We start from the raw sequence: 18,289 nt of genomic DNA, 5'->3' as shown, positions 1-18,289 counted from the left end.
ATGTTCCTCCTCTTATAGCGGCATGTTTCCATGCTTTTTTAACGGTCTATCTTCTTCCTTACTGCGAAGCAGGTCAAATGAGCGAATGAGTCGCTCTCTCGTTTCATCTGGCATTAAAATATCGTCGATTAATCCTAATTGTGCTGCCTTCATGACACTAGGTTCATTGTCCACCTCACGCAAGGCAGGATGAACAATTTCGTCTGCAAACGATTTTCCCATGACATCAATTTCTGCCTCTGGCCATGCATACACAAAGTCAGCACCTAAGCCCTTACTATTCATCGCAACGTATGCACCGCCAAACGCCTTTCGCAAAATCACAGTGATCTTTGGAACGGTCGCCTCAGCGTACGCATACAGAAGCTTTGCGCCGTGGCGGATAATGCCTGCATGCTCAGCTTTCTCACCTGGCAAAAAACCAGGAACGTCCACAAGGGTTAAAATGGGAATATGAAATGCATCGCAAAATCGAATAAACCGAGCCGCTTTATCAGCAGCATCGAGGTCAACGCTTCCTGCCAGCACCTTAGGCTGATTGGCTACAAGACCAATGGAAGACCCTTGTAATCTGGCAAAACCTGTGACGATATTTTTGGAGAAACAACGCTGCGTTTCAAAAAATGAGCCGTGGTCGGTGATCGCTGTCACCACTTGTTTGACATCATAAGTACGTGATGGCTCCTTTGGCAAGATGTTCCCAAGATCGCTCGCATCATGCTTTTGCACCTTACGATGAATGACAGGCCGTCGTTTCGTTGGTATGTACGTTAAAAGCGTTCGAACTGCTTTTAACACGTCTTTCTCATCTTTCCCTGTATAGTGCACATTCCCGCTTGTTTGATGCTGAACCGCTGCACCTCCAAGCCGGTCAGGACAGACCGTCTCTCCTGTTGCTTTTTCTATCACTTTCGGACCAGTTAAAAACATATGAGCTGTTTGCTCCGTCATGAATACAAAATCCGTCAATGCAGGTGAATATACTGCACCTCCCGCACAGGAGCCTAAAATAACGGATATTTGCGGAATTTGACCAGAGTACAGCACATTCCGTTTAAAAATCTGACCGTATCCCTCTAATGATACCACACCCTCTTGAATTCTCGCACCACCTGAGTCTTTTAGACCGATAACAGGCATTTGATTTTTAGCAGCCAAATCCATTAAAGCCGCTATTTTTTTCGCATGCATGTCCCCTAGCGAACCCCCGTACACGGTCGCATCTTGTGCATATACGCCTACTTGTCTCCCATGAATCAGTCCCGTCCCAGTGACAACGCCATCCCCTAAATGTTCTGAGCGGCAGCCTTTAGCAAATGACTGAATTTCCATAAAGCTGCCTTCATCAAGAAGTTCATGAAGCCGCTGACGAACAGTCAGCTTTCCTTTGTTTCGGTGAGCCGCTGCTCGTTTTTCACCGCCGCCCCTTAAAGCTTTCTGGCGCCATTCAGACAAGTCATTGAACGATTCATGCATCTTCCTGTTTCTCTCCTTTCAAAGGTTCGCACAATTCAATTAGCACACCTGACGTTTCTTTTGGTGAAATAAACGCAATGCGCTTTCCGTTCGCACCATTTTGTGCGCCTTTTTGAATGAGCTGCATGCCGAGCTCGTCAAGTTGACTGAGATCAGCCTGAATGTCACCTGACTTTAATGCAATATGATGAAGCCCCTCTCCTCTTTTTGTTAAAAAGGTATGTAATGTGCTGTGATCCGACATCGGTTCAATCAACTCAATGTGCAGATCACCTAGGGAAGCAAAAGATACTTTGACCCCTTGATTCGGAAGTACTTCTATGTCTGAAAATTCCCAGTTAAACAGATTGGAGAACGTACGTGCTGTTTTTTGAATAGAAAAAACGGCAATGGCTATATGATCGATTTGATTCATCCGTTCACTTCCTTTGTACATCACTTGTCGCCTGCGTAAAAACGAGCTAGAATAAAGAAAGATGCGCTCGTCGCAAAAACATTTGATTATAGGGGTGCGATATGTCTCAGAAATTCATGAAATTTATGGTATTGCTCATGATTAGCTTACTGTTAATTTCTTCACTTTTAGCAGGAGCGGCAGCCTTTTTATAAAGCGTTGATAAAAAAGCAGACAAGCAGGTGATTCGTTTTTTAACGAATGGCCTGTTTGTCTTTGGCCAGTTTCTCAAATGCATCGCTTGATGTCGTGATCCATACCTTTGTACCAACTGGAAGCTGATCAAATAGCCGTTCTACATCTTGATTATGAAGACGTACACAGCCTGCCGTAATAAATTTCCCTATCGATGTCTCATCACTTGTTCCATGAATGCCATAGGTTCTCCCGTCGGTTCCTCGCGCATCAAATCCAATCCACCTTCGGCCGAGTGGGTTATTCTTTGCGCCGCCTTCAATATTTTTTCTTCTGTAATAAGGATCTTTCGCTTTGATCATAATCGTAAATTCACCTTCTGGCGTTAAATCAGCTGTTTTGCCAGTAGAAGCTGGGTAGACTTTTTGAATTTTCCCATGATCAATATACGCAAGCTCGTTCGTTTGTTTATTAATAATGACATACGGATCTCCTGGAAGCGGGTTTTGCCCGAGCGGCCAGATAGGTGAAAGGGACATGGTCAGCACAGTATAAAATAAAAGACGCATAGGCTCCTCCTTTTTCATTAGATTGACCAATGAAGGAGGAACTCATGCGTCTTTATTCTTTCATCCCTTTAAAATAACTTTTCAGCACCAAATATTGTTCCATTTCTCCGAGAAAATGAAAGAGTGCGGCTCTAGCTTCAAATTCTTCACGTGTTTGTGGAAGCGGCAGTGCATCGAACTCTTCTTTCATATCAATCAGGCGTCTTAAGAACTTATGCGCCGTGTTCCCTGGGTGAATATGTTCTCGTAAATCTCTAATATATTCTGCAATGATTTGCCCATGCTCCGTTGTAACAGATATGGACGTAATTTTCGGAAGCACCCGCTCAATGATTTCAAATTGCTTTTGTCTCATGTTGAAATAATGATAATACAGATTTTCATGTCTTAAGACATGATTTTCAACATCACGGTATGCAAGAGCTTTCGCTTCTTTAATCAATTGATGCGTCTCTGGTATTTCTTTTCCTGTCCAGTCTTGATTTCCGGTCATTAAATATTGCTCGATTTCTTCAAAGATTTTCGCAAAATTCGCTTCAATTTGTTCACTGTATTGTTTCAGCTTTTTATCAACGCTAGGCATATACAGGTTCATAATGAGTGCGACCCCTACACCAATGGTGATGAGTAAAAGCTCATTCCAGATGAGATGAAGCGTAATGCCTCCAGACATATACAAATGAAGGATGATCACTGAACTTGTGACAATCCCTTCTTTAATCCGAAGCAAGACCGTTGTTGGAATAAAGACGAGCAGCATCAGTCCAATGACGAAAGGATGATACCCAATCAGATCAAAAAACAAATAAGAAAATAAGATGGCAAGACTGCATGCGGCAAAGCGGGCCCCAGATGCGAGGAGTGACCTTTTTTTCGTCACCTGAATACAAAGGATCGTAATAATGCCGGCAGCTGAATAGTTTTGCAGACCGAGCATTTGTGCAATATAAATGGCTAGAGCTGTTCCTAATGCTGTTTTCAGCGTTCGGTAGCCGATTTTAAACATGATGTGATTCACTCTTTTCTGTCTACTTTTGTGAAATGATGAACTTTTTTTACTTTCCCCATTATAATCAAAAAAAGAAGGAGATGTTAAGTCTCCCCCTCGTTTTTTTCATTATAATATTTTTTGCAAGAAATCTTGAGCACGCTGTGAAGACGGAGATTCAAAGAATTCTATAGGATTTGCATCCTCTACAATTTTCCCATCATCCATAAAGATCACACGGTCTGCCACTTCTTTTGCAAAGCCCATTTCATGTGTGACGATCATCAGCGTCATCCCAGATTGAGCGAGCTCTTTCATGACCTCTAATACTTCCTTTACCATTTCTGGATCGAGAGCAGACGTCGGCTCGTCAAAAAGCATGATATCTGGTGTCATCGCAAGGGCACGTGCAATGGCGACACGCTGCTTTTGACCACCTGACAACCGGTTCGGATAATCATTTTTTTTCTCTAAAAGTCCTACCTTTTTTAAAAGATCCTCTGCCTGCTTGATGCTGTCTTCCTTCGATTGGTTCTTTACATTCATTGGCGCATACGTAATATTTTCTAGCACTGTTTTGTGCGGGAATAAGTGAAAATGTTGAAACACCATACCAATATTTTCGCGCACTTTTAGTGCATTTGTTTTTGGATTGGTAATTTCCGTCCCCTGAATCGTAATCACTCCAGAAGTCGGTTTTTCAAGTAAGTTAATACAGCGAAGAAATGTTGATTTTCCTGAACCAGACGGCCCGATGACAGCTACCACTTCGCCTTCTTTAATCGTGGTATCAATCCCTTTCAACACTTCATTTTTACCGAAAGATTTTGTGAGTTTCTCTATTTTAATCATTTGATTTTAACTTCCTTTCCACCGATTTGCCGACGAAGGTAAGAATAAGCACGATGACATAATAGATGAGACCCGCAAAAATAAGCGGTTCAAGATAGTTATAGGTGACGGCACCTGCTTGATAGGCTCGTCTCATGACATCGCCAAGTCCAATGACTGTGACAATCGCTGATTCTTTTGTCAGTGTAATCGTTTCGTTCACAAGTGCTGGTGAAATATTTTTGAATGCTTGCGGAAGCAATAAGTCCTTCATCATTTTAGCATACGGGATACCTAAAGCAACGGCCGCTTCTTTTTGCCCTTTATCAATGGCATTGATTCCTGCACGAATGATCTCAGAAACGTACGCCGCCGAGTTTAGTGAAAAGGCGGCTACAGCTGCCCAGTATTGATCAATTTGAAAGCCGAGCAGCTGGGGAAGACCAAAATAAATAATCAAAAGTTGAAGCACAAGCGGTGTGCCTCGGAAGATTGACGTATAAAAATCGGCTAGCCAGATAAGCGGCTTAAATACACTAATTTTACAGAGCGTTAATAAGATTCCTAAAATAAAACCTAGAAACAGTGATACCACAACAATAGAAAGCGTTACTTTAAGACCTTCTAAAATAAAGGGCATCTGAGGTATGACATCTTTAAAATCCATCATGATATTCTCCTTTTTTTCCTTCAGATAAAATCAAAGAATAAACAGGAAAAAAGTTCAACACATGTTGAACTTTTCAGCGCTTTCTACTTGATTTTCATGAATGACGCTGATCCTTTTCCTGACTTACTTTTCATCAGCAAACCATTTTTTAATGAGTTTATCAAGTTCGCCATTATCCTTCATTTCTTTTAATGATTTATTGAATTTCGCTGTTAAGTCGCTATTTTTTTTGAATGCAATGGCTGAACCTTCGTTTGAGCTATTCAATCCAAATGCTTGGAAATCTTTTTCCTTTTTCAAGTAGCCAGCCGCTACTTTATCTTCAATAATAGCTGCATCAAAACGGCCTGCTTTAATTTCTTGAATGATATCAGAGATTTTATTACGATCTTCAACCGTTAAGTTATATTTCTTTTGCAATCCGTTTGCTTCATCTTGCTGGATAGAACCTAATTGAACGCCAACCGTTTTGTCTTTTAAATCTTTCTCTGTTTTCATACCGCTAGATTTTTTTGATACAACCAAGTTTTCAGCATTGTAGTAAACATCTGAGAAATCAACTTGTTTTTTACGCTTTTCAGTAGGTGTCATACCTGCAAGCACAATATCAGCTTTATTTGTTTTAAGAGCTGACACGAGGCTTGCAAAGTCCATATCTTGAATTTCTAGCTTGTAGCCGTTCTTTTTCGCTAGAGCTGTAGCAAGGTCGACATCAAAACCGATAATTTTATCACCATCTTTTGATTCAAATGGCGGATAATCTGCTGAAGTCGCCATAATGAGTGTTTTGTCGTCTCCTGATGCGTTTGAATTATTAGAAGAAGTTCCGCATGCTGCTAATGCAGCTGCAAGACCAGCTGTCATAAGTAATAATAACCACTTTTTCATATGATAATGCCTCCTAGTATTTAAAATCATGAGTAGATTTGAATATTTATTCACTATAATGTATTTTAAACACTTTCTTTTTGATATGCAATAGTATTTTGCTAAAATTATTTTGATTCGTATGTCATATAAAACAAAAAAACAGACCGATCAAAAGACCGGACTGCCTCTAAATGATTCATTCAAAAGTAACATGTTACACTTCTTCGCAATACTCATCGAAAGCGGCTTGAAGTTTTGACACCACTTCCATCGGTTCATGTCCTTCGATTTCGTGACGTTCGACCATTTTAATGATCTTCCCGTCTTTTAATAGAGCAAATGATGGTGAAGATGGCGGGAAGCCTTCAAAGTATTCACGTGCTCTTGCGGTTGCTTCTTTGTCCTGTCCAGCAAACACTGTGAGCAATTGATCTGGACGCTTATCGTAATGAACAGAATAACCAGCCGCTGGTCTTGCAATACCGCCTGCACAGCCGCACACTGAATTCACCATAACAAGTGTCGTTCCTTTTTTCGTTAGCGCTTCATCAACTTCTTCAGCTGTTGTCAGCTCCGTATAGCCTGCCTGTTTAATTTCTTCTCGTGCTTGTTTCACGATATCATTCATAAATAAATTAAAATCAATATTCATAACCGTCCACTCCTTCTACGTACCAAACCATTTTAACTACATCATATCAAGGAAAACGCCGGCGGGCAAATGTCTTGTTTCGTCCCCTTCACTTTTTTCAAACGTCGTTTATGACCTGTGGAATTGGGGAAAAGTGATAATAAAGTGATGAAAGGGAGAACTGCGTGATGGCACAATTCAAAAAAGCGATACTCATTTATAACGGAAATGCTGGACAAAAAAACATGGAAAAAACACTAGGTCAAACAGTGCCTCTTCTTTCTTTACATATTGATGAACTCATCCTTAAGCCTACAAAACAGCCGAATGATGCCTATCATTTCTGCCGCGAGATGGATGAGTCGATTGAATTGTTGATTATACTAGGCGGAGACGGAACCGTCCATGAATGTATGAATGGAATTGGCGGTTTAGAAAAAAGGCCAGCTGTAGCGATTTTACCTGGCGGGACGTGCAATGACTTTTCTAGAACGCTAGGCATCCCGCAGCAGATGCCAAAGGCCGCTCAAATGGTGATAGATGGCACTGAAAAAAAGGTCGATTTAATCAAAGCAGATGATCGATACCTTTTAAATTTTTGGGGGATTGGTCTCATCGCAGATACCTCAAACAATATTAATGATAAAGAAAAAGCTGTCCTCGGAAAAATCAGTTACTTCACGAGCGCTCTTCGAACCCTTCAGCAGACAGAACCTTTCTATGTACGCATTGAAACGGAAGAGGAAAACTGGGAAGAAGAAGCTGTGATTGTCCTTGTCATGAATGGGCACTTTATCGGTACAAATAAAATAGATCTGCCAAATGCTTCAATTGATGATGGAAAAGCCGAAATTTTAATTTGCAGAAATACGAGTTTCTCTGCTTTAAAAGAGATTTTTTCAATGAACCGCGAAGAGCTAGAAGATTTTAAAGGTGACCTGTCTCTTATACAAGCATCCCGCATTCATATTCATACTAAAGAGGAAATGGATGCAGATACAGATGGTGAAGTATACATGACCGCTCCTTCTTCCCTTGAAGTATTAAAACAGCATTTGACCTTTATTGTTCCGGCAGAATAAAGAAAACGCCTGCATCATTTCGATGCGGGCGTTTTTTTGATATAACGTCTGTATAAATATTCAAGTGCATACCCTAGCAGTGTACCTATCAGAAGGGAAATGCCTAATAAACTATTGGCGACTCCTTTAAATCCACCTATCATCAACAAGCAATAGGCGATTTGAATGATTGAAACGATCGATATGATGAGCAGTAAGCGTTCAGGATGATTGCGTGATTTGGAAATATACCGAAGAAAAGCGAACGCAATGGCTGTGATAAACATCAGACCAATCGTAAGAAAAGCAAAGAAATCTAATCCAGACATCTCATCGCTCCTTTCTGATTGATATGGAAATCCCCCTCTCATTGTGAGAAGGGGACATATAAATGAGCTTAATAGACGGACGTCTGCTCGTCAATGCCTTCAAGAATTTGTTTAATTCTTTGCAGGAATCTACCGCATACAAGACCATCGAGTACTCTATGATCTAATGAAAGACAAAGATTCACCATATCTCTTGCGGCAATCATACCATTTACAATCATCGGGCGCTTTACAATAGATTCTACTTGTAAAATGGCTGCTTGCGGATAGTTAATGATCCCCATTGATTGAACCGAACCAAACGATCCTGTGTTGTTCACAGTGAAAGTGCCGCCTTCCATGTCACTTTGCTTCAGTTTGCCTTGTCTGACCTTGAAAGCAAGTTCATGAATTTCCTTGGCGATTCCCTTAATCGTTTTCTCATCCGCATCTTTAATCACTGGGACAAAAAGAGCGTCATCTGTCGCAACAGCAATGGAGACATTGATCGCTTTCTTTTGAACAATTTTATCACCAGCCCACATGCTGTTCATTTCAGGGAATTCCTTTAAGGCCTGAGCCACTGCTTTGACAAAGAACGCAAAGAACGTCAAATTAAAGCCTTCTTTTGCTTTGAATTGATCTTTTAGCTGATTTCTTCTTGTCACAAGGTTTGTCACATCCACTTCCATCATCGTCCAGGCATGTGGAATTTCATGCTTGCTTCTTAGCATGTTTGCGGCAATCGCCTGTCTAATCGGAGTGACCGGCAGTTCAACATCTCCAGGCATTGAAGGGATGGAAGGAGCTGCTTTTGCTTGTGACGGCTTTGCAGGTTCTGTTTGACCCGTACCTTCACTCACAGGTGCTGCCGTTTCTTGTGCGACTCCACTTTCGATAAGCTTCAGCAAATCTTTTCTTGTGATTCTGCCGCCAGCTCCCGTTCCATGAACAGCCGCTAAATCAATTCCGTGCTCATCTGCTAAACGCAGGACTGCCGGAGAGTATCGTTTCTTTTGACTCTGATCCACATTTGTTTGGTCAGGTTCTGGTGCTTCATCTTGCGCAGGCGCCTCTTCTGTTTTCGCACTCTGCTGCGCACTGCCTTCTACTTCAATTTCACAAAACACTTCTCCTACTTGAAGTGTATCACCCTCTGCAGCCGCTAGTTTAGTGATTGTTCCTGTAAAGGATGACGGAACTTCTGCATTTACTTTATCTGTCATGACTTCCGCAATCGGATCGTATTTATTCACATGATCGCCAGGTGAAACGAGCCATTTGCTAATGGTTCCTTCTGTTACACTTTCACCAAGCTGAGGCATTTTCATTTGTTCAGTTGCCACTTTGAAACCCTCCTCTTTCTTAAAACGCCGCTAGTTCTCTCATTTCAGCTTCTACCTTATCCGGATTAACCATGAAGAATTTCTCCATTGTCGGTGCATAAGGCATTGCAGGGATATCAGGTCCTGCTAGACGTTTAATTGGCGCATCTAAATCAAACAAGCAGTGCTCTGAAATGATGGCCGCTACTTCACTCATGATGCTTCCTTCTTTTGTATCTTCTGTTAACAAGAGGACTTTCCCTGTTTTTGATGCCGCTTCAATAATCGCTTCTTGATCAAGCGGGTACACTGTACGTAAATCGAGAATATGAGCAGAAATTCCGTCCTTCGCAAGGCGCTCTGCTGCTTGGAGGGCAAAATGAACACAAAGGCCATATGTAATGACCGTAATGTCATCGCCTTCTCGTTTCACATCCGCTTTTCCAATAGGGAGCGTATAATCCTCTTCAGGCACTTCTCCTTTAATGAGACGGTATGCACGTTTGTGTTCAAAGAACAATACAGGATCTGGATCACGCACTGCGGCTTTTAACAACCCTTTGACATCATAAGGTGTAGAAGGCATCACAATCTTTAAGCCTGGCTGATTGGCAAAAATGGCTTCGACCGATTGTGAATGATAAAGCGCCCCGTGTACGCCGCCCCCGTAAGGAGCACGAATGACCATTGGGCAGCTCCAATCATTATTGGAACGATATCTAATTTTTGCAGCCTCTGAAATGATTTGGTTGATGGCTGGCATAATAAAATCCGCAAATTGCATCTCTGCGATCGGACGCATTCCATACATAGCAGCCCCAATACCTACACCTGCAATCGCTGATTCGGCAAGAGGTGTATCCATGACGCGCGCTTCTCCAAATTGCTCGTAAAGACCCGCTGTTGCTTTAAATACGCCGCCTTTTTTCCCGACATCCTCTCCGAGCACAAACACTTTCGGATCTCGCTCCATTTCTTCTTTCATCGCTAGTGTAATAGCGTCTATATATGACATAACAGGCATTTTTCTTCCCCCTTACTCCGCATACACGTAACGAAGTGCGCTTTCTGCATCGGCATAAGCTGCATTTTCCGCTTCATCAGTGGCTTCGTTTACGATTTGCATGATTTCTTTGGTCATGTCTTCTTTCATTTCAGAAGTCATGACATTTCCTTCGATTAAGTACGTTTCATATTGAATGAGCGGATCTTTCTTTCTTGCTTCGAGCACTTCTTCTTTTTCTCGATAGCTAGAATCATCGTCATCACTTGAATGCGCAGTTAACCGGTAAGAAATGGTTTCGATCAATGTTGGGCCTTCGCCTCTTGCCGCACGATCTCTCGCTTCTTTGACCGCTGCATACACTTCAAGCGGATCATTTCCATCAACCGTCACACCCGGCATTCCGTACCCTATTGCACGATCTGAAATACGCTCACATGCCACTTGTTTGTCATACGGGACAGAAATCGCATACTTATTGTTTTCACACATGAAAATAACAGGCAGCTTATGCACCGCAGCAAAGTTGGCGCCTTCGTGGAAGTCTCCTTGGTTTGAAGAACCTTCACCGAACGTAACAAAGCTAACAAAATTCTTTTGCTCTAGACGCCCGGCAAGTGCGATGCCAACCGCATGAGGAACCTGTGTTGTCACAGGTGATGATCCAGTCACAATTCGGTTTGATCTTTGCCCAAAATGACCTGGCATCTGTCTCCCGCCTGAGTTTGGATCGTCTTTTTTCGCAAAACCAGACATCATCAAATCTTTCGCCGTCATCCCAAATGCAAGGACAACCCCCATATCACGGTAATAAGGTAAAACGTAATCCTCTTCCCTATTGAGGGCAAAAGCGGCACCGACTTGCTGCGCTTCCTGTCCTTGACAAGAGATGACAAATGGAATTTTTCCAGAACGGTTTAACAGCCACATCCGTTCATCAATTTTTCTTGCTAAAAGCATGGTTCTATATATGTCAATCGCTTGTTCATCTGATAATCCTAATTCCTGATGACGCATGTTACTCATCATGTTTCCCTCCTTGATTAAAAATGGATCGCCTTTCCGTCAACAGCCAGTGCTGCCTCGCCAATTGCTTCTGACAAGGTTGGATGCGGGTGGATCGTCTGCCCCACTTCCCACGGAGTTGCATCTAATACTTTGGCTAATCCAGCTTCAGATATCATATCTGTTACATGAGGACCAATCATATGAATCCCTAAGATATCATCTGTCTTTTGGTCAGCAATGATTTTGACAAATCCATCAGACTCTCCAAATACAAGCGCTTTTCCGATGGCCATGAAGGGAAACTTCCCAATCTTGACTTCGTAGCCTTGCTCTTTTGCCGCCTGTTCAGTCAGTCCAACACTAGCGGTTTCTGGGTGAGAGTACACACATTTAGACACGAGCGTTTCATCAAGCGGCTTTGGATCTTGACCAGCCATATGTTCTACTGCAATCATGCCTTCATGTGATGCGACATGCGCCAGCTGAAGACCGCCAATGACATCACCTATTGCGTAAATATGCGACTCTTTCGTTTGATAATGCTCATTCACGACAATGCCTTGCTTTTCTGTCTGAATGTCCGTGTTTTCAAGACCTATGCCTTCCACGTTTGGCACTCGGCCAACTGAAAGAAGCAGTTTCTCTGCTTCAAACGACTGAGTGTCTCCACCTTGTTCCACTTGGATCTTGACGAGATTCTCGTGCTTTTCGGCAGTATCTGGCAGAACCTTCGCATTTGTCACTAAGGTAATCTCTTTCTTCGTCAAAAGCTTTTCCATTTCTTTAGAAATATCTTGATCCTCTGTTGGCAAAATGCGATCTGCAAATTCGATCACTGTGACTTTAACACCAAAATCGTTAAGCATGGAGGCCCACTCGATCCCAATCACGCCTCCGCCGACAATCAGCATGGACTGAGGGAGTTCTTGCAGTTCAAGTGCTTCGTCTGATGTAAGGATGTGTGTTCCATCCGCTTCAAGTCCGGGCAGGACGCGCGGTCTTGATCCAGTCGCAATGATGACCTGCTTAGGAATCAGCATTTCATTTTCATCGCCATTCGCCATTTCTACCGAGATGGTGCCCGGCATTGGCGAAAAAATCGAAGGGCCTAGGATACGGCCTATTCCTTCGTATACATCAATTTTTCCTTGTTTCATTAAGTGTTTGACGCCGCCTGCTAATTTGTCGACAATCTCTGTTTTTCTTTTTTGTACGCTTGCAAATTGTAAGGCAATTCCGCTTGCTTCAACGCCAAAATCAGCGGCACGTTTGACCGTTTGATAGACTTCTGCACTTCTAAGCAGCGCTTTAGATGGGATACAGCCTTTATGAAGACATGTTCCACCGAGCTTTGATTTTTCTACGACTGCTGTTTTCAATCCAAGTTGAGAGGCACGAATGGCCGCTACATAGCCGCCTGTGCCTCCACCAAGAATGACGAGGTCATATTCAGTTGCCATGACTTGTCACTCCTTTCTCCGCCTTTTGATCATTTGGGTATTCTTTTGGTGATTCTTCTTCTTTTAAAATGCGAAGCGCTCCTTCTGCTAAGGATTGCAATTCATTTTCGCCTGGGTACACAACAACATCTGAAATCCAGTCAATGTATCCTCTAATGCTTGATGTAATTTGTTTGCTGTATGCAAGGCCACCTGTTAACACTATGACGTCAACAGCTCCTTTTAAAACCGCACTAGCCGCACCAATTTCTTTGGCAATTTGATAGCACATCGCTTCATAAATAAGCGCCGCACGCTCATCGCCTGCTTCAATCATTCGCTCTACTTTTACTGCATCTGTCGTGCCAAGATAGCCCGCAAGACCGCCTTCGCCAATAATGCGTTTGAGCATTTCCTCTTGCGAATATTCACCAGAAAAGCATAAATTGACAAGGTCACCTGTTGGGAGAGTACCTGCCCGCTCTGGGCTGAAAGGACCCTCACCATGAAGACCGTTATTCACATCAATGACTTTTCCTTTTTGATGTACACCAATCGTAATTCCGCCGCCCATATGGGTAATGATCATGTTCAAATCTTCATAACGTTTTCCAAACGAAGCAGCCGTTTTTCTTGCGACTGCTTTTTGATTTAACGCATGAAAAATGCTTTTCCGCTCAATTGTTGGCAGTCCTGAAATACGAGCAATTGGCTGTAGTTCATCTACGACTACGGGATCAACAATAAAAGCTGGGATGTTAAGGCCAAGTGCAATTTCTCGGGCAATAATTCCGCCTAGATTAGAGGCGTGCTGGCCAGCATACCCTTCTTTTAGATCTTCAACCATTTGCTCATTTACTTCATATGTGCCACCTTCAATCGGACGAAGAAGACCACCGCGTGCGCAAACTGCATCAAACTTTGAGATGTTCATCCCCTGTTCATGCAGTGTTTTCAAAATGGTTTCTTTACGGAATGAAAATTGATCAATGATATGAGGAAACTGCTTGATTTCCTCATCTGTATGTCTTAATGTCGTTTCAAAAATAGATCGTTCATTATGAAACACACCGATTTTTGTTGAGGTAGAGCCAGGATTAATCGTGAGAATACGCCATTCTTTTGTCAGCAAAAACAAAACCTCCGTTTCAACTCATTCATCCATTTAGCGACGACTTAAAATATGTTGACCATTTTGCAGGAATTGGCTTCTTGATTTGCGCATTCTTTCAATTCGCTCTTCAGCCAATCGGTCTGCCGCTTTATAAGTTGGAATGGCATCACGGTTAGAGATTTCAATCACTCGCTCAATGTTTTGGTAAATGCCTTCTACTTTTTTCATTGCACGATCTGCATTATAGCCATAAAGCTCATCTGCAACGTTAATCACACCGCCTGCATTGATCACATAATCCGGTGCGTACACAATGCCCATTTCATGAATAAGATCTCCATGATGAGTTTCTCTCAGCTGGTTATTCGCTGCACCTGCGATGACCTTTGCCTTTAATTTAGGAATCGTCACATCGTTAATGGTTGCACCGAGTGCACATGGTGCGTAAATATCACATTCTTGATCATAAATATCATCAGGGTCTACCGCTTTTGCACCGAAGTCTTCTACAGCTCGCTGAACTGAGTCTTTGTTGATATCAGTGACGATGAGCTGTGCGCCTTCTTCATGCAGGTGTTTACATAGGTTGTAAGCCACGTTTCCAACACCTTGAACGGCAATTGTTTTTCCTTCTAATGAATCTGTACCGAATGCTGCTTTTGCAGCTGCTTTCATCCCTTTATATACACCGTAAGCAGTCACTGGAGATGGGTTTCCTGAAGAACCAAATGCAGGAGAGATTCCTGTGACAAAGTCTGTTTCTTCATGGATAAGATCCATATCTTCTACCGTAGTACCGACATCTTCAGCGGTGATATAACGGCCATTTAATCCTTGAATGTAACGGCCAAAAGCACGGAACATTTCTTCATTCTTGTCTTTTCTCGGATCACCGATGATGACCGTTTTACCGCCGCCAAGGTTTAGCCCTGCCGCCGCATTTTTATAGGTCATACCTCTTGCAAGACGCAAGGCATCTTCGATAGCTGCTTCTTCATTTTCATATGTCCACATTCTTGTTCCGCCGAGTGCTGGCCCAAGTGTTGTATCATGAATGGCAATGATGGCTTTTAAACCAGACTGTTCATCCTGACAAAATACAAGCTGTTCATAATCGTATCGTTCCATATATTTAAAAAGTTCCATTTTCTTTTCCTCCTATTACTTTCACTTAATTTGATGTACAGATGGCAAGTGCAATTGAATAGAGCTTACTTTCTGCTGAATCAGACCGGCTTGTTAAAGCAATCGGGGCCTTCGCTCCTGCCACCACAGCCCCCACTTTTGCATGAGCAAAGTAGATGAGAGATTTATAAAGAATGTTGCCTGCTTCAATGGTTGGCACAAGCAAAATATCAGCATGACCAGCCACATCACTAGTAATATTTTTATGAGAAGCGGCCGTTTGAGAAATGGCATTATCTAAAGCAAGCGGCCCATCAATCAGGCAGCCAGAAATTTGACCTCTTCGATTCATTTGCGCAAGGCTTGCAGCTGTGAGTGTCGAATCCATCGCTGGGTTTACGACTTCTACCGCTGATAATACCGCCACTTTGGGCATATCATTTCCGACAGCTTGTGCGACTTGAACGGAATTCATCGTAATTTCTTTCAGCATATTTAAATCAGGCGCAATGTTCATCGCAGAGTCCGTCACATAGATAAAACGGTCAAAGCCCGGTACTTCGAAGGCTGCAACATGTGAAAGGACACTCGCTGTCCGAAGCCCATACTCTTTATTTAGGACAGCTTTTAACAATACGGCTGTCGGGACATGACCCTTCATGAGAATATCTGCATGATTTTCACTTACTGCCTGAACGGCAATTTTGGCAGATTCTTCGGGTGAATCTGAATGAATAATATCTATCCAGTCTTCATTGATCTCATGCTGTTTGACTAGCTCCTTTAGGTTGCGTTTGTTTCCAACCAGCAGGAAGCGAGCGACTTTTCGTTCGATTGCCATTTTGATGGCATGAAGCACTTCTTCGTCTTCTGCATGAGCCACAGCCGCTGTTTTATTCTGCAGCTGCGAGGCTTTGATAATCAGATCGTCAAGCTTCATACTTGCCCACCTTTCCTTGTGCTCGGTTCCTCTTTTTATATGCAAGTTCCGTGCCAGCTTGAAATGTGTGAAAAATAAGCCTTTTCGCAAAGAAATCATGCAATTTCTTGCAGGTTACATGCATGTTACTGCATGCTATCTTTTGCAAGCTGATACTTATCCATTTTATAGTAAAGATTTCGAATGCTGATCCCTAACGTTTTCGCTGTTTTTGTACGATTGAATTGATGTTTTTCAAGGGTTTGTTTGATCAGCTGCGCTTCAAATGCTTCTACAGCATCCGAGAGCGTCTCACCCTCAAATTGACTAACAGCCAGTTCCTGCTGCTCTTTTTCCTCATGCTCGTCTGACTCCATGAAGGCGATATGCGCTTCATCGATCCATTCTTCTTGCGGATTCAAAAAAATCATCGCTCGTCCAAGCACATTTTCAAGCTCTCTCACGTTGCCTGGCCAGCTATATGATCGAAGTCTATGAAGCGCACGATCTGTTAAGCCGCTGACGTTTCGCCCATAGTCTAAATTGATCTTCTGAATGAGGCGTTTACTTAATGATTCAATATCTTCGAGACGCTGTCTGAGTGGTGGAATCGATATCGGGTATCTGTTCATTCGATAATATAAATCCTCTCTGAACTTACCTTCTGCCATCGCCTTTTCAATATTGACATTTGTCGCTGTGATCACACGCACATCGACCGGTATCGCTTTCGTTCCGCCTACCCGAACAATTTCTTTTTCTTGCATGACACGCAGCAATTTCGCTTGTGTACTTGGCGTCATTTCACCGATTTCATCTAAAAAGATGCTGCCTTGATTGGCTTCTTCAAACAGCCCTTTTTTCCCGCCTCGCCTTGCACCAGAAAACGCTCCTTCCTCGTAGCCAAACAGTTCTGACTCTAAAAGAGTTTCTGATAAGGCAGCACAGTTGACACGGACAAAGCGGTTGTACTTGCGATCACTTTCATTGTGAATGGCATGCGCAAACAGCTCTTTCCCAGTACCTGATTCTCCGCGGAGTAAAATGGTTGCCGGCGTTTTTGCGCCCAGCTTTGCCTGCTCAAGTGCGACAAGCATTTGTTCACTTTCTCCAATAATGTCTTCAAATGTGTACTTTGCTTCAAGTGTTCGGATGAGCTGTCTTGCTTTATTTAATTCATTCGTCAATGATTGGATTTCGGATACATCGTGAATGACCCCGACACTGCCTTTTAGAATGCCGTCAACAATAACAGGTGCTACATTGACGATGACATCTTTTTTGTTTGGACCAACCTTCATTCTGACGCCACGAACAGGTCTTCTTGTTTCAAGCACCTTTAAGTGCATGCTTTCCCCTTCGGAAATATCAGCACCAGCTGGTTTACCCACGACCTCTTTATCCGATAAACCGGTCATTTTCGTATAAGCACGGTTGATCAAAATACCTTTCCCCTGCTCATCGACAACCGATATGGCTTCATCTGATGATTGAATAATCGCCTCAAGCATCGTTCTTACTTCTTTGAGGTTCGTTACTTCCTCCGCAAGCTCCACCGCATCTGTTATGTCTTTAAAGATCGATAAAGCACCTAACATTCTCCCCGCGTCATCAATAATCGGCAGACGGGTGGTCACAATTTGAATTTGCTGATTCAAAAATTGCTTTTGGTTAAATTCCGGCTCCCTTGACCTTAATATATCGGGAAGTTTCGTGTTCGGAATCACTTCTCGAATGTGACGGCCAATCGCATCCTTTTGCGAACACCCCACCATTTTGGCAGCCGATCGATTAAACAGGACCACTTCTTCATCCATATTAATAAAAATCATGCCATCATTCGTTGCATTAAAAATGCGGTCATGTTTATAGGTTTGTTCCTTCAATATTTGAATAAGCTGTTGTTTCTCTGCCATTAATTCTGACATGACATATGCCATCGAGCTTGGCACAATCACAGCATGCTCTGGTTTTTGTTCAATTAGTTCCTTCAGTACAGCAGAACTGCCTGTGGTTTCAATGATGATATCAATGTCATCTTTTATGTATTCTTTCCAATCCGTCGTCGTCTCAATTCCATTCTTTTTCGCTTCATCCATCCCCGGTGCCTCGAGATCAAGGTCGGCGATCGCAATGATTTGAACCGTATTTGTTTTCAGCAATGTTTCAAGCAGTGCTGATCCACCTTGTCCTGCACCGACAATCAAGACTCTCTGCATCCCGTTACCCCTTTATATGAAAAATTTTGCACACCATATTTTTCCGTTGCAAAAAATTGCACAACACCTATATTACCACGTTTTCCTTTCTTGACAAAATATTTTTTGAATTAGACAATGGAAGTAAATGACGTTTAAGGGGAC

At 42.6% G+C, this 18,289-nt stretch carries 19 protein-coding genes; 2 read left to right on the top strand and 17 right to left on the bottom strand.

Going from position 1 to position 18,289, the window contains the following annotated elements; all coding sequences use genetic code 11:
- Positions 1-12 precede the first annotated feature (12 nt).
- Positions 13-1,476, bottom strand: a complete 1,464-nt coding sequence (locus ACSBQP_RS01795; RefSeq protein WP_282745247.1) for an acyl-CoA carboxylase subunit beta — start codon at positions 1,474-1,476, stop codon at positions 13-15.
- Positions 1,469-1,891: a methylmalonyl-CoA epimerase gene (gene mce, locus ACSBQP_RS01790; protein ID WP_435028138.1), complete on the bottom strand. Its 423-nt coding sequence runs from the start codon at positions 1,889-1,891 to the stop codon at positions 1,469-1,471. Before mce ends, ACSBQP_RS01795 begins: the two co-directional genes overlap by 8 nt.
- Positions 1,892-1,992: 101 nt before the next feature.
- Between mce and prli42 the strand changes: the two genes are divergently transcribed.
- Positions 1,993-2,085 (top strand): stressosome-associated protein Prli42, encoded by a 93-nt coding sequence (gene prli42, locus ACSBQP_RS01785; protein ID WP_017357951.1) that lies wholly within the window; start codon positions 1,993-1,995, stop codon positions 2,083-2,085.
- Positions 2,086-2,124: 39 nt separating this feature from the next.
- Here prli42 and ACSBQP_RS01780 read toward each other — a convergent pair whose 3' ends face one another.
- From ACSBQP_RS01780 to ACSBQP_RS01755, 6 genes are all read right to left on the bottom strand, one after another.
- Positions 2,125-2,634, bottom strand: a complete 510-nt coding sequence (locus tag ACSBQP_RS01780) for a L,D-transpeptidase (RefSeq protein WP_008342241.1) — start codon at positions 2,632-2,634, stop codon at positions 2,125-2,127.
- A 52-nt stretch (positions 2,635-2,686) separates the two neighbouring features.
- Positions 2,687-3,640, bottom strand: coding sequence for an aromatic acid exporter family protein (locus ACSBQP_RS01775; RefSeq protein WP_046343934.1), 954 nt, complete (start codon positions 3,638-3,640; stop codon positions 2,687-2,689).
- A gap of 111 nt (positions 3,641-3,751) precedes the next feature.
- On the bottom strand, positions 3,752-4,474 hold the full coding sequence (locus ACSBQP_RS01770; RefSeq protein ID WP_144625413.1) for an amino acid ABC transporter ATP-binding protein: 723 nt from the start codon (positions 4,472-4,474) through the stop codon (positions 3,752-3,754).
- Positions 4,467-5,120 (bottom strand): amino acid ABC transporter permease, encoded by a 654-nt coding sequence (locus ACSBQP_RS01765; RefSeq protein WP_008342239.1) that lies wholly within the window; start codon positions 5,118-5,120, stop codon positions 4,467-4,469. Before ACSBQP_RS01765 ends, ACSBQP_RS01770 begins: the two co-directional genes overlap by 8 nt.
- Positions 5,121-5,246: 126 nt before the next feature.
- Positions 5,247-6,011 carry a transporter substrate-binding domain-containing protein gene (locus ACSBQP_RS01760; RefSeq protein ID WP_017357953.1) on the bottom strand — a complete coding sequence of 255 codons (765 nt, stop codon included), beginning with the start codon at positions 6,009-6,011 and terminating at the stop codon, positions 5,247-5,249.
- A gap of 196 nt (positions 6,012-6,207) precedes the next feature.
- On the bottom strand, positions 6,208-6,645 hold the full coding sequence (locus ACSBQP_RS01755) for a BrxA/BrxB family bacilliredoxin (protein WP_007501138.1): 438 nt from the start codon (positions 6,643-6,645) through the stop codon (positions 6,208-6,210).
- A gap of 167 nt (positions 6,646-6,812) precedes the next feature.
- Here ACSBQP_RS01755 and ACSBQP_RS01750 point away from each other — a divergent pair, with 167 nt between their 5' ends.
- Complete coding sequence (locus ACSBQP_RS01750) at positions 6,813-7,706, top strand: YegS/Rv2252/BmrU family lipid kinase (protein WP_008342237.1); 894 nt, start codon at positions 6,813-6,815, stop codon at positions 7,704-7,706.
- Positions 7,707-7,720: 14 nt separating this feature from the next.
- Here the strand turns inward: ACSBQP_RS01750 and ACSBQP_RS01745 are convergent, their stop codons facing one another.
- The 9 genes from ACSBQP_RS01745 to ACSBQP_RS01705 form a co-directional block, all read right to left on the bottom strand.
- Complete coding sequence (locus ACSBQP_RS01745) at positions 7,721-8,014, bottom strand: YesK family protein (RefSeq protein WP_008342236.1); 294 nt, start codon at positions 8,012-8,014, stop codon at positions 7,721-7,723.
- 68 nt (positions 8,015-8,082) lie between these two features.
- Positions 8,083-9,339, bottom strand: a complete 1,257-nt coding sequence (locus ACSBQP_RS01740; protein ID WP_335357804.1) for a dihydrolipoamide acetyltransferase family protein — start codon at positions 9,337-9,339, stop codon at positions 8,083-8,085.
- 19 nt (positions 9,340-9,358) lie between these two features.
- Complete coding sequence (locus ACSBQP_RS01735; RefSeq protein ID WP_007501148.1) at positions 9,359-10,342, bottom strand: alpha-ketoacid dehydrogenase subunit beta; 984 nt, start codon at positions 10,340-10,342, stop codon at positions 9,359-9,361.
- 12 nt (positions 10,343-10,354) lie between these two features.
- On the bottom strand, positions 10,355-11,347 hold the full coding sequence (locus ACSBQP_RS01730; RefSeq protein WP_017357956.1) for a thiamine pyrophosphate-dependent dehydrogenase E1 component subunit alpha: 993 nt from the start codon (positions 11,345-11,347) through the stop codon (positions 10,355-10,357).
- A gap of 17 nt (positions 11,348-11,364) precedes the next feature.
- On the bottom strand, positions 11,365-12,789 hold the full coding sequence (gene lpdA / locus ACSBQP_RS01725; protein ID WP_046527195.1) for a dihydrolipoyl dehydrogenase: 1,425 nt from the start codon (positions 12,787-12,789) through the stop codon (positions 11,365-11,367).
- Complete coding sequence (gene buk, locus ACSBQP_RS01720) at positions 12,779-13,900, bottom strand: butyrate kinase (protein ID WP_017357958.1); 1,122 nt, start codon at positions 13,898-13,900, stop codon at positions 12,779-12,781. The genes lpdA and buk overlap by 11 nt, the downstream gene beginning before the upstream one ends.
- Positions 13,901-13,933: 33 nt before the next feature.
- Positions 13,934-15,028, bottom strand: a complete 1,095-nt coding sequence (bcd, locus tag ACSBQP_RS01715) for a branched-chain amino acid dehydrogenase (RefSeq protein ID WP_007501155.1) — start codon at positions 15,026-15,028, stop codon at positions 13,934-13,936.
- Between the two features lie 25 nt (positions 15,029-15,053).
- Positions 15,054-15,947 (bottom strand): phosphate butyryltransferase, encoded by an 894-nt coding sequence (yqiS, locus tag ACSBQP_RS01710; protein ID WP_046343939.1) that lies wholly within the window; start codon positions 15,945-15,947, stop codon positions 15,054-15,056.
- Positions 15,948-16,072: 125 nt separating this feature from the next.
- Positions 16,073-18,145, bottom strand: a complete 2,073-nt coding sequence (locus ACSBQP_RS01705) for a sigma-54 interaction domain-containing protein (RefSeq protein ID WP_019743379.1) — start codon at positions 18,143-18,145, stop codon at positions 16,073-16,075.
- Between the last annotated feature and the right edge of the window lie 144 nt (positions 18,146-18,289).

The organism is Bacillus sp. G402, assembly GCF_051172515.1.
GTDB lineage: Bacteria > Bacillota > Bacilli > Bacillales > Bacillaceae > Bacillus > Bacillus altitudinis.
The sequence above is the reverse complement of the archived record's forward strand: the minus strand, read 5'-3'. Positions and strand labels throughout refer to the sequence as shown.

Bases quoted from the DNA above. Each gene is read 5' to 3' on its own strand.
- ACSBQP_RS01750 (WP_008342237.1), top strand. From the start codon at position 6,813: ATGGCACAATTCAAAAAAGCGATACTCATTTATAACGGAAATGCTGGA.
- ACSBQP_RS01745 (WP_008342236.1), bottom strand. From the start codon at position 8,014: ATGTCTGGATTAGATTTCTTTGCTTTTCTTACGATTGGTCTGATGTTT.
- ACSBQP_RS01755 (WP_007501138.1), bottom strand. From the start codon at position 6,645: ATGAATATTGATTTTAATTTATTTATGAATGATATCGTGAAACAAGCA.
- prli42 (WP_017357951.1), top strand. From the start codon at position 1,993: ATGTCTCAGAAATTCATGAAATTTATGGTATTGCTCATGATTAGCTTA.
- ACSBQP_RS01730 (WP_017357956.1), bottom strand. From the start codon at position 11,347: ATGAGTAACATGCGTCATCAGGAATTAGGATTATCAGATGAACAAGCG.
- ACSBQP_RS01780 (WP_008342241.1), bottom strand. From the start codon at position 2,634: ATGCGTCTTTTATTTTATACTGTGCTGACCATGTCCCTTTCACCTATC.
- ACSBQP_RS01765 (WP_008342239.1), bottom strand. From the start codon at position 5,120: ATGGATTTTAAAGATGTCATACCTCAGATGCCCTTTATTTTAGAAGGT.
- lpdA (WP_046527195.1), bottom strand. From the start codon at position 12,789: ATGGCAACTGAATATGACCTCGTCATTCTTGGTGGAGGCACAGGCGGC.
- ACSBQP_RS01760 (WP_017357953.1), bottom strand. From the start codon at position 6,011: ATGAAAAAGTGGTTATTATTACTTATGACAGCTGGTCTTGCAGCTGCA.
- ACSBQP_RS01770 (WP_144625413.1), bottom strand. From the start codon at position 4,474: ATGATTAAAATAGAGAAACTCACAAAATCTTTCGGTAAAAATGAAGTG.
- yqiS (WP_046343939.1), bottom strand. From the start codon at position 15,947: ATGAAGCTTGACGATCTGATTATCAAAGCCTCGCAGCTGCAGAATAAA.
- ACSBQP_RS01795 (WP_282745247.1), bottom strand. From the start codon at position 1,476: ATGCATGAATCGTTCAATGACTTGTCTGAATGGCGCCAGAAAGCTTTA.
- mce (WP_435028138.1), bottom strand. From the start codon at position 1,891: ATGAATCAAATCGATCATATAGCCATTGCCGTTTTTTCTATTCAAAAA.
- ACSBQP_RS01705 (WP_019743379.1), bottom strand. From the start codon at position 18,145: ATGCAGAGAGTCTTGATTGTCGGTGCAGGACAAGGTGGATCAGCACTG.
- ACSBQP_RS01735 (WP_007501148.1), bottom strand. From the start codon at position 10,342: ATGCCTGTTATGTCATATATAGACGCTATTACACTAGCGATGAAAGAA.
- ACSBQP_RS01775 (WP_046343934.1), bottom strand. From the start codon at position 3,640: ATGTTTAAAATCGGCTACCGAACGCTGAAAACAGCATTAGGAACAGCT.
- bcd (WP_007501155.1), bottom strand. From the start codon at position 15,028: ATGGAACTTTTTAAATATATGGAACGATACGATTATGAACAGCTTGTA.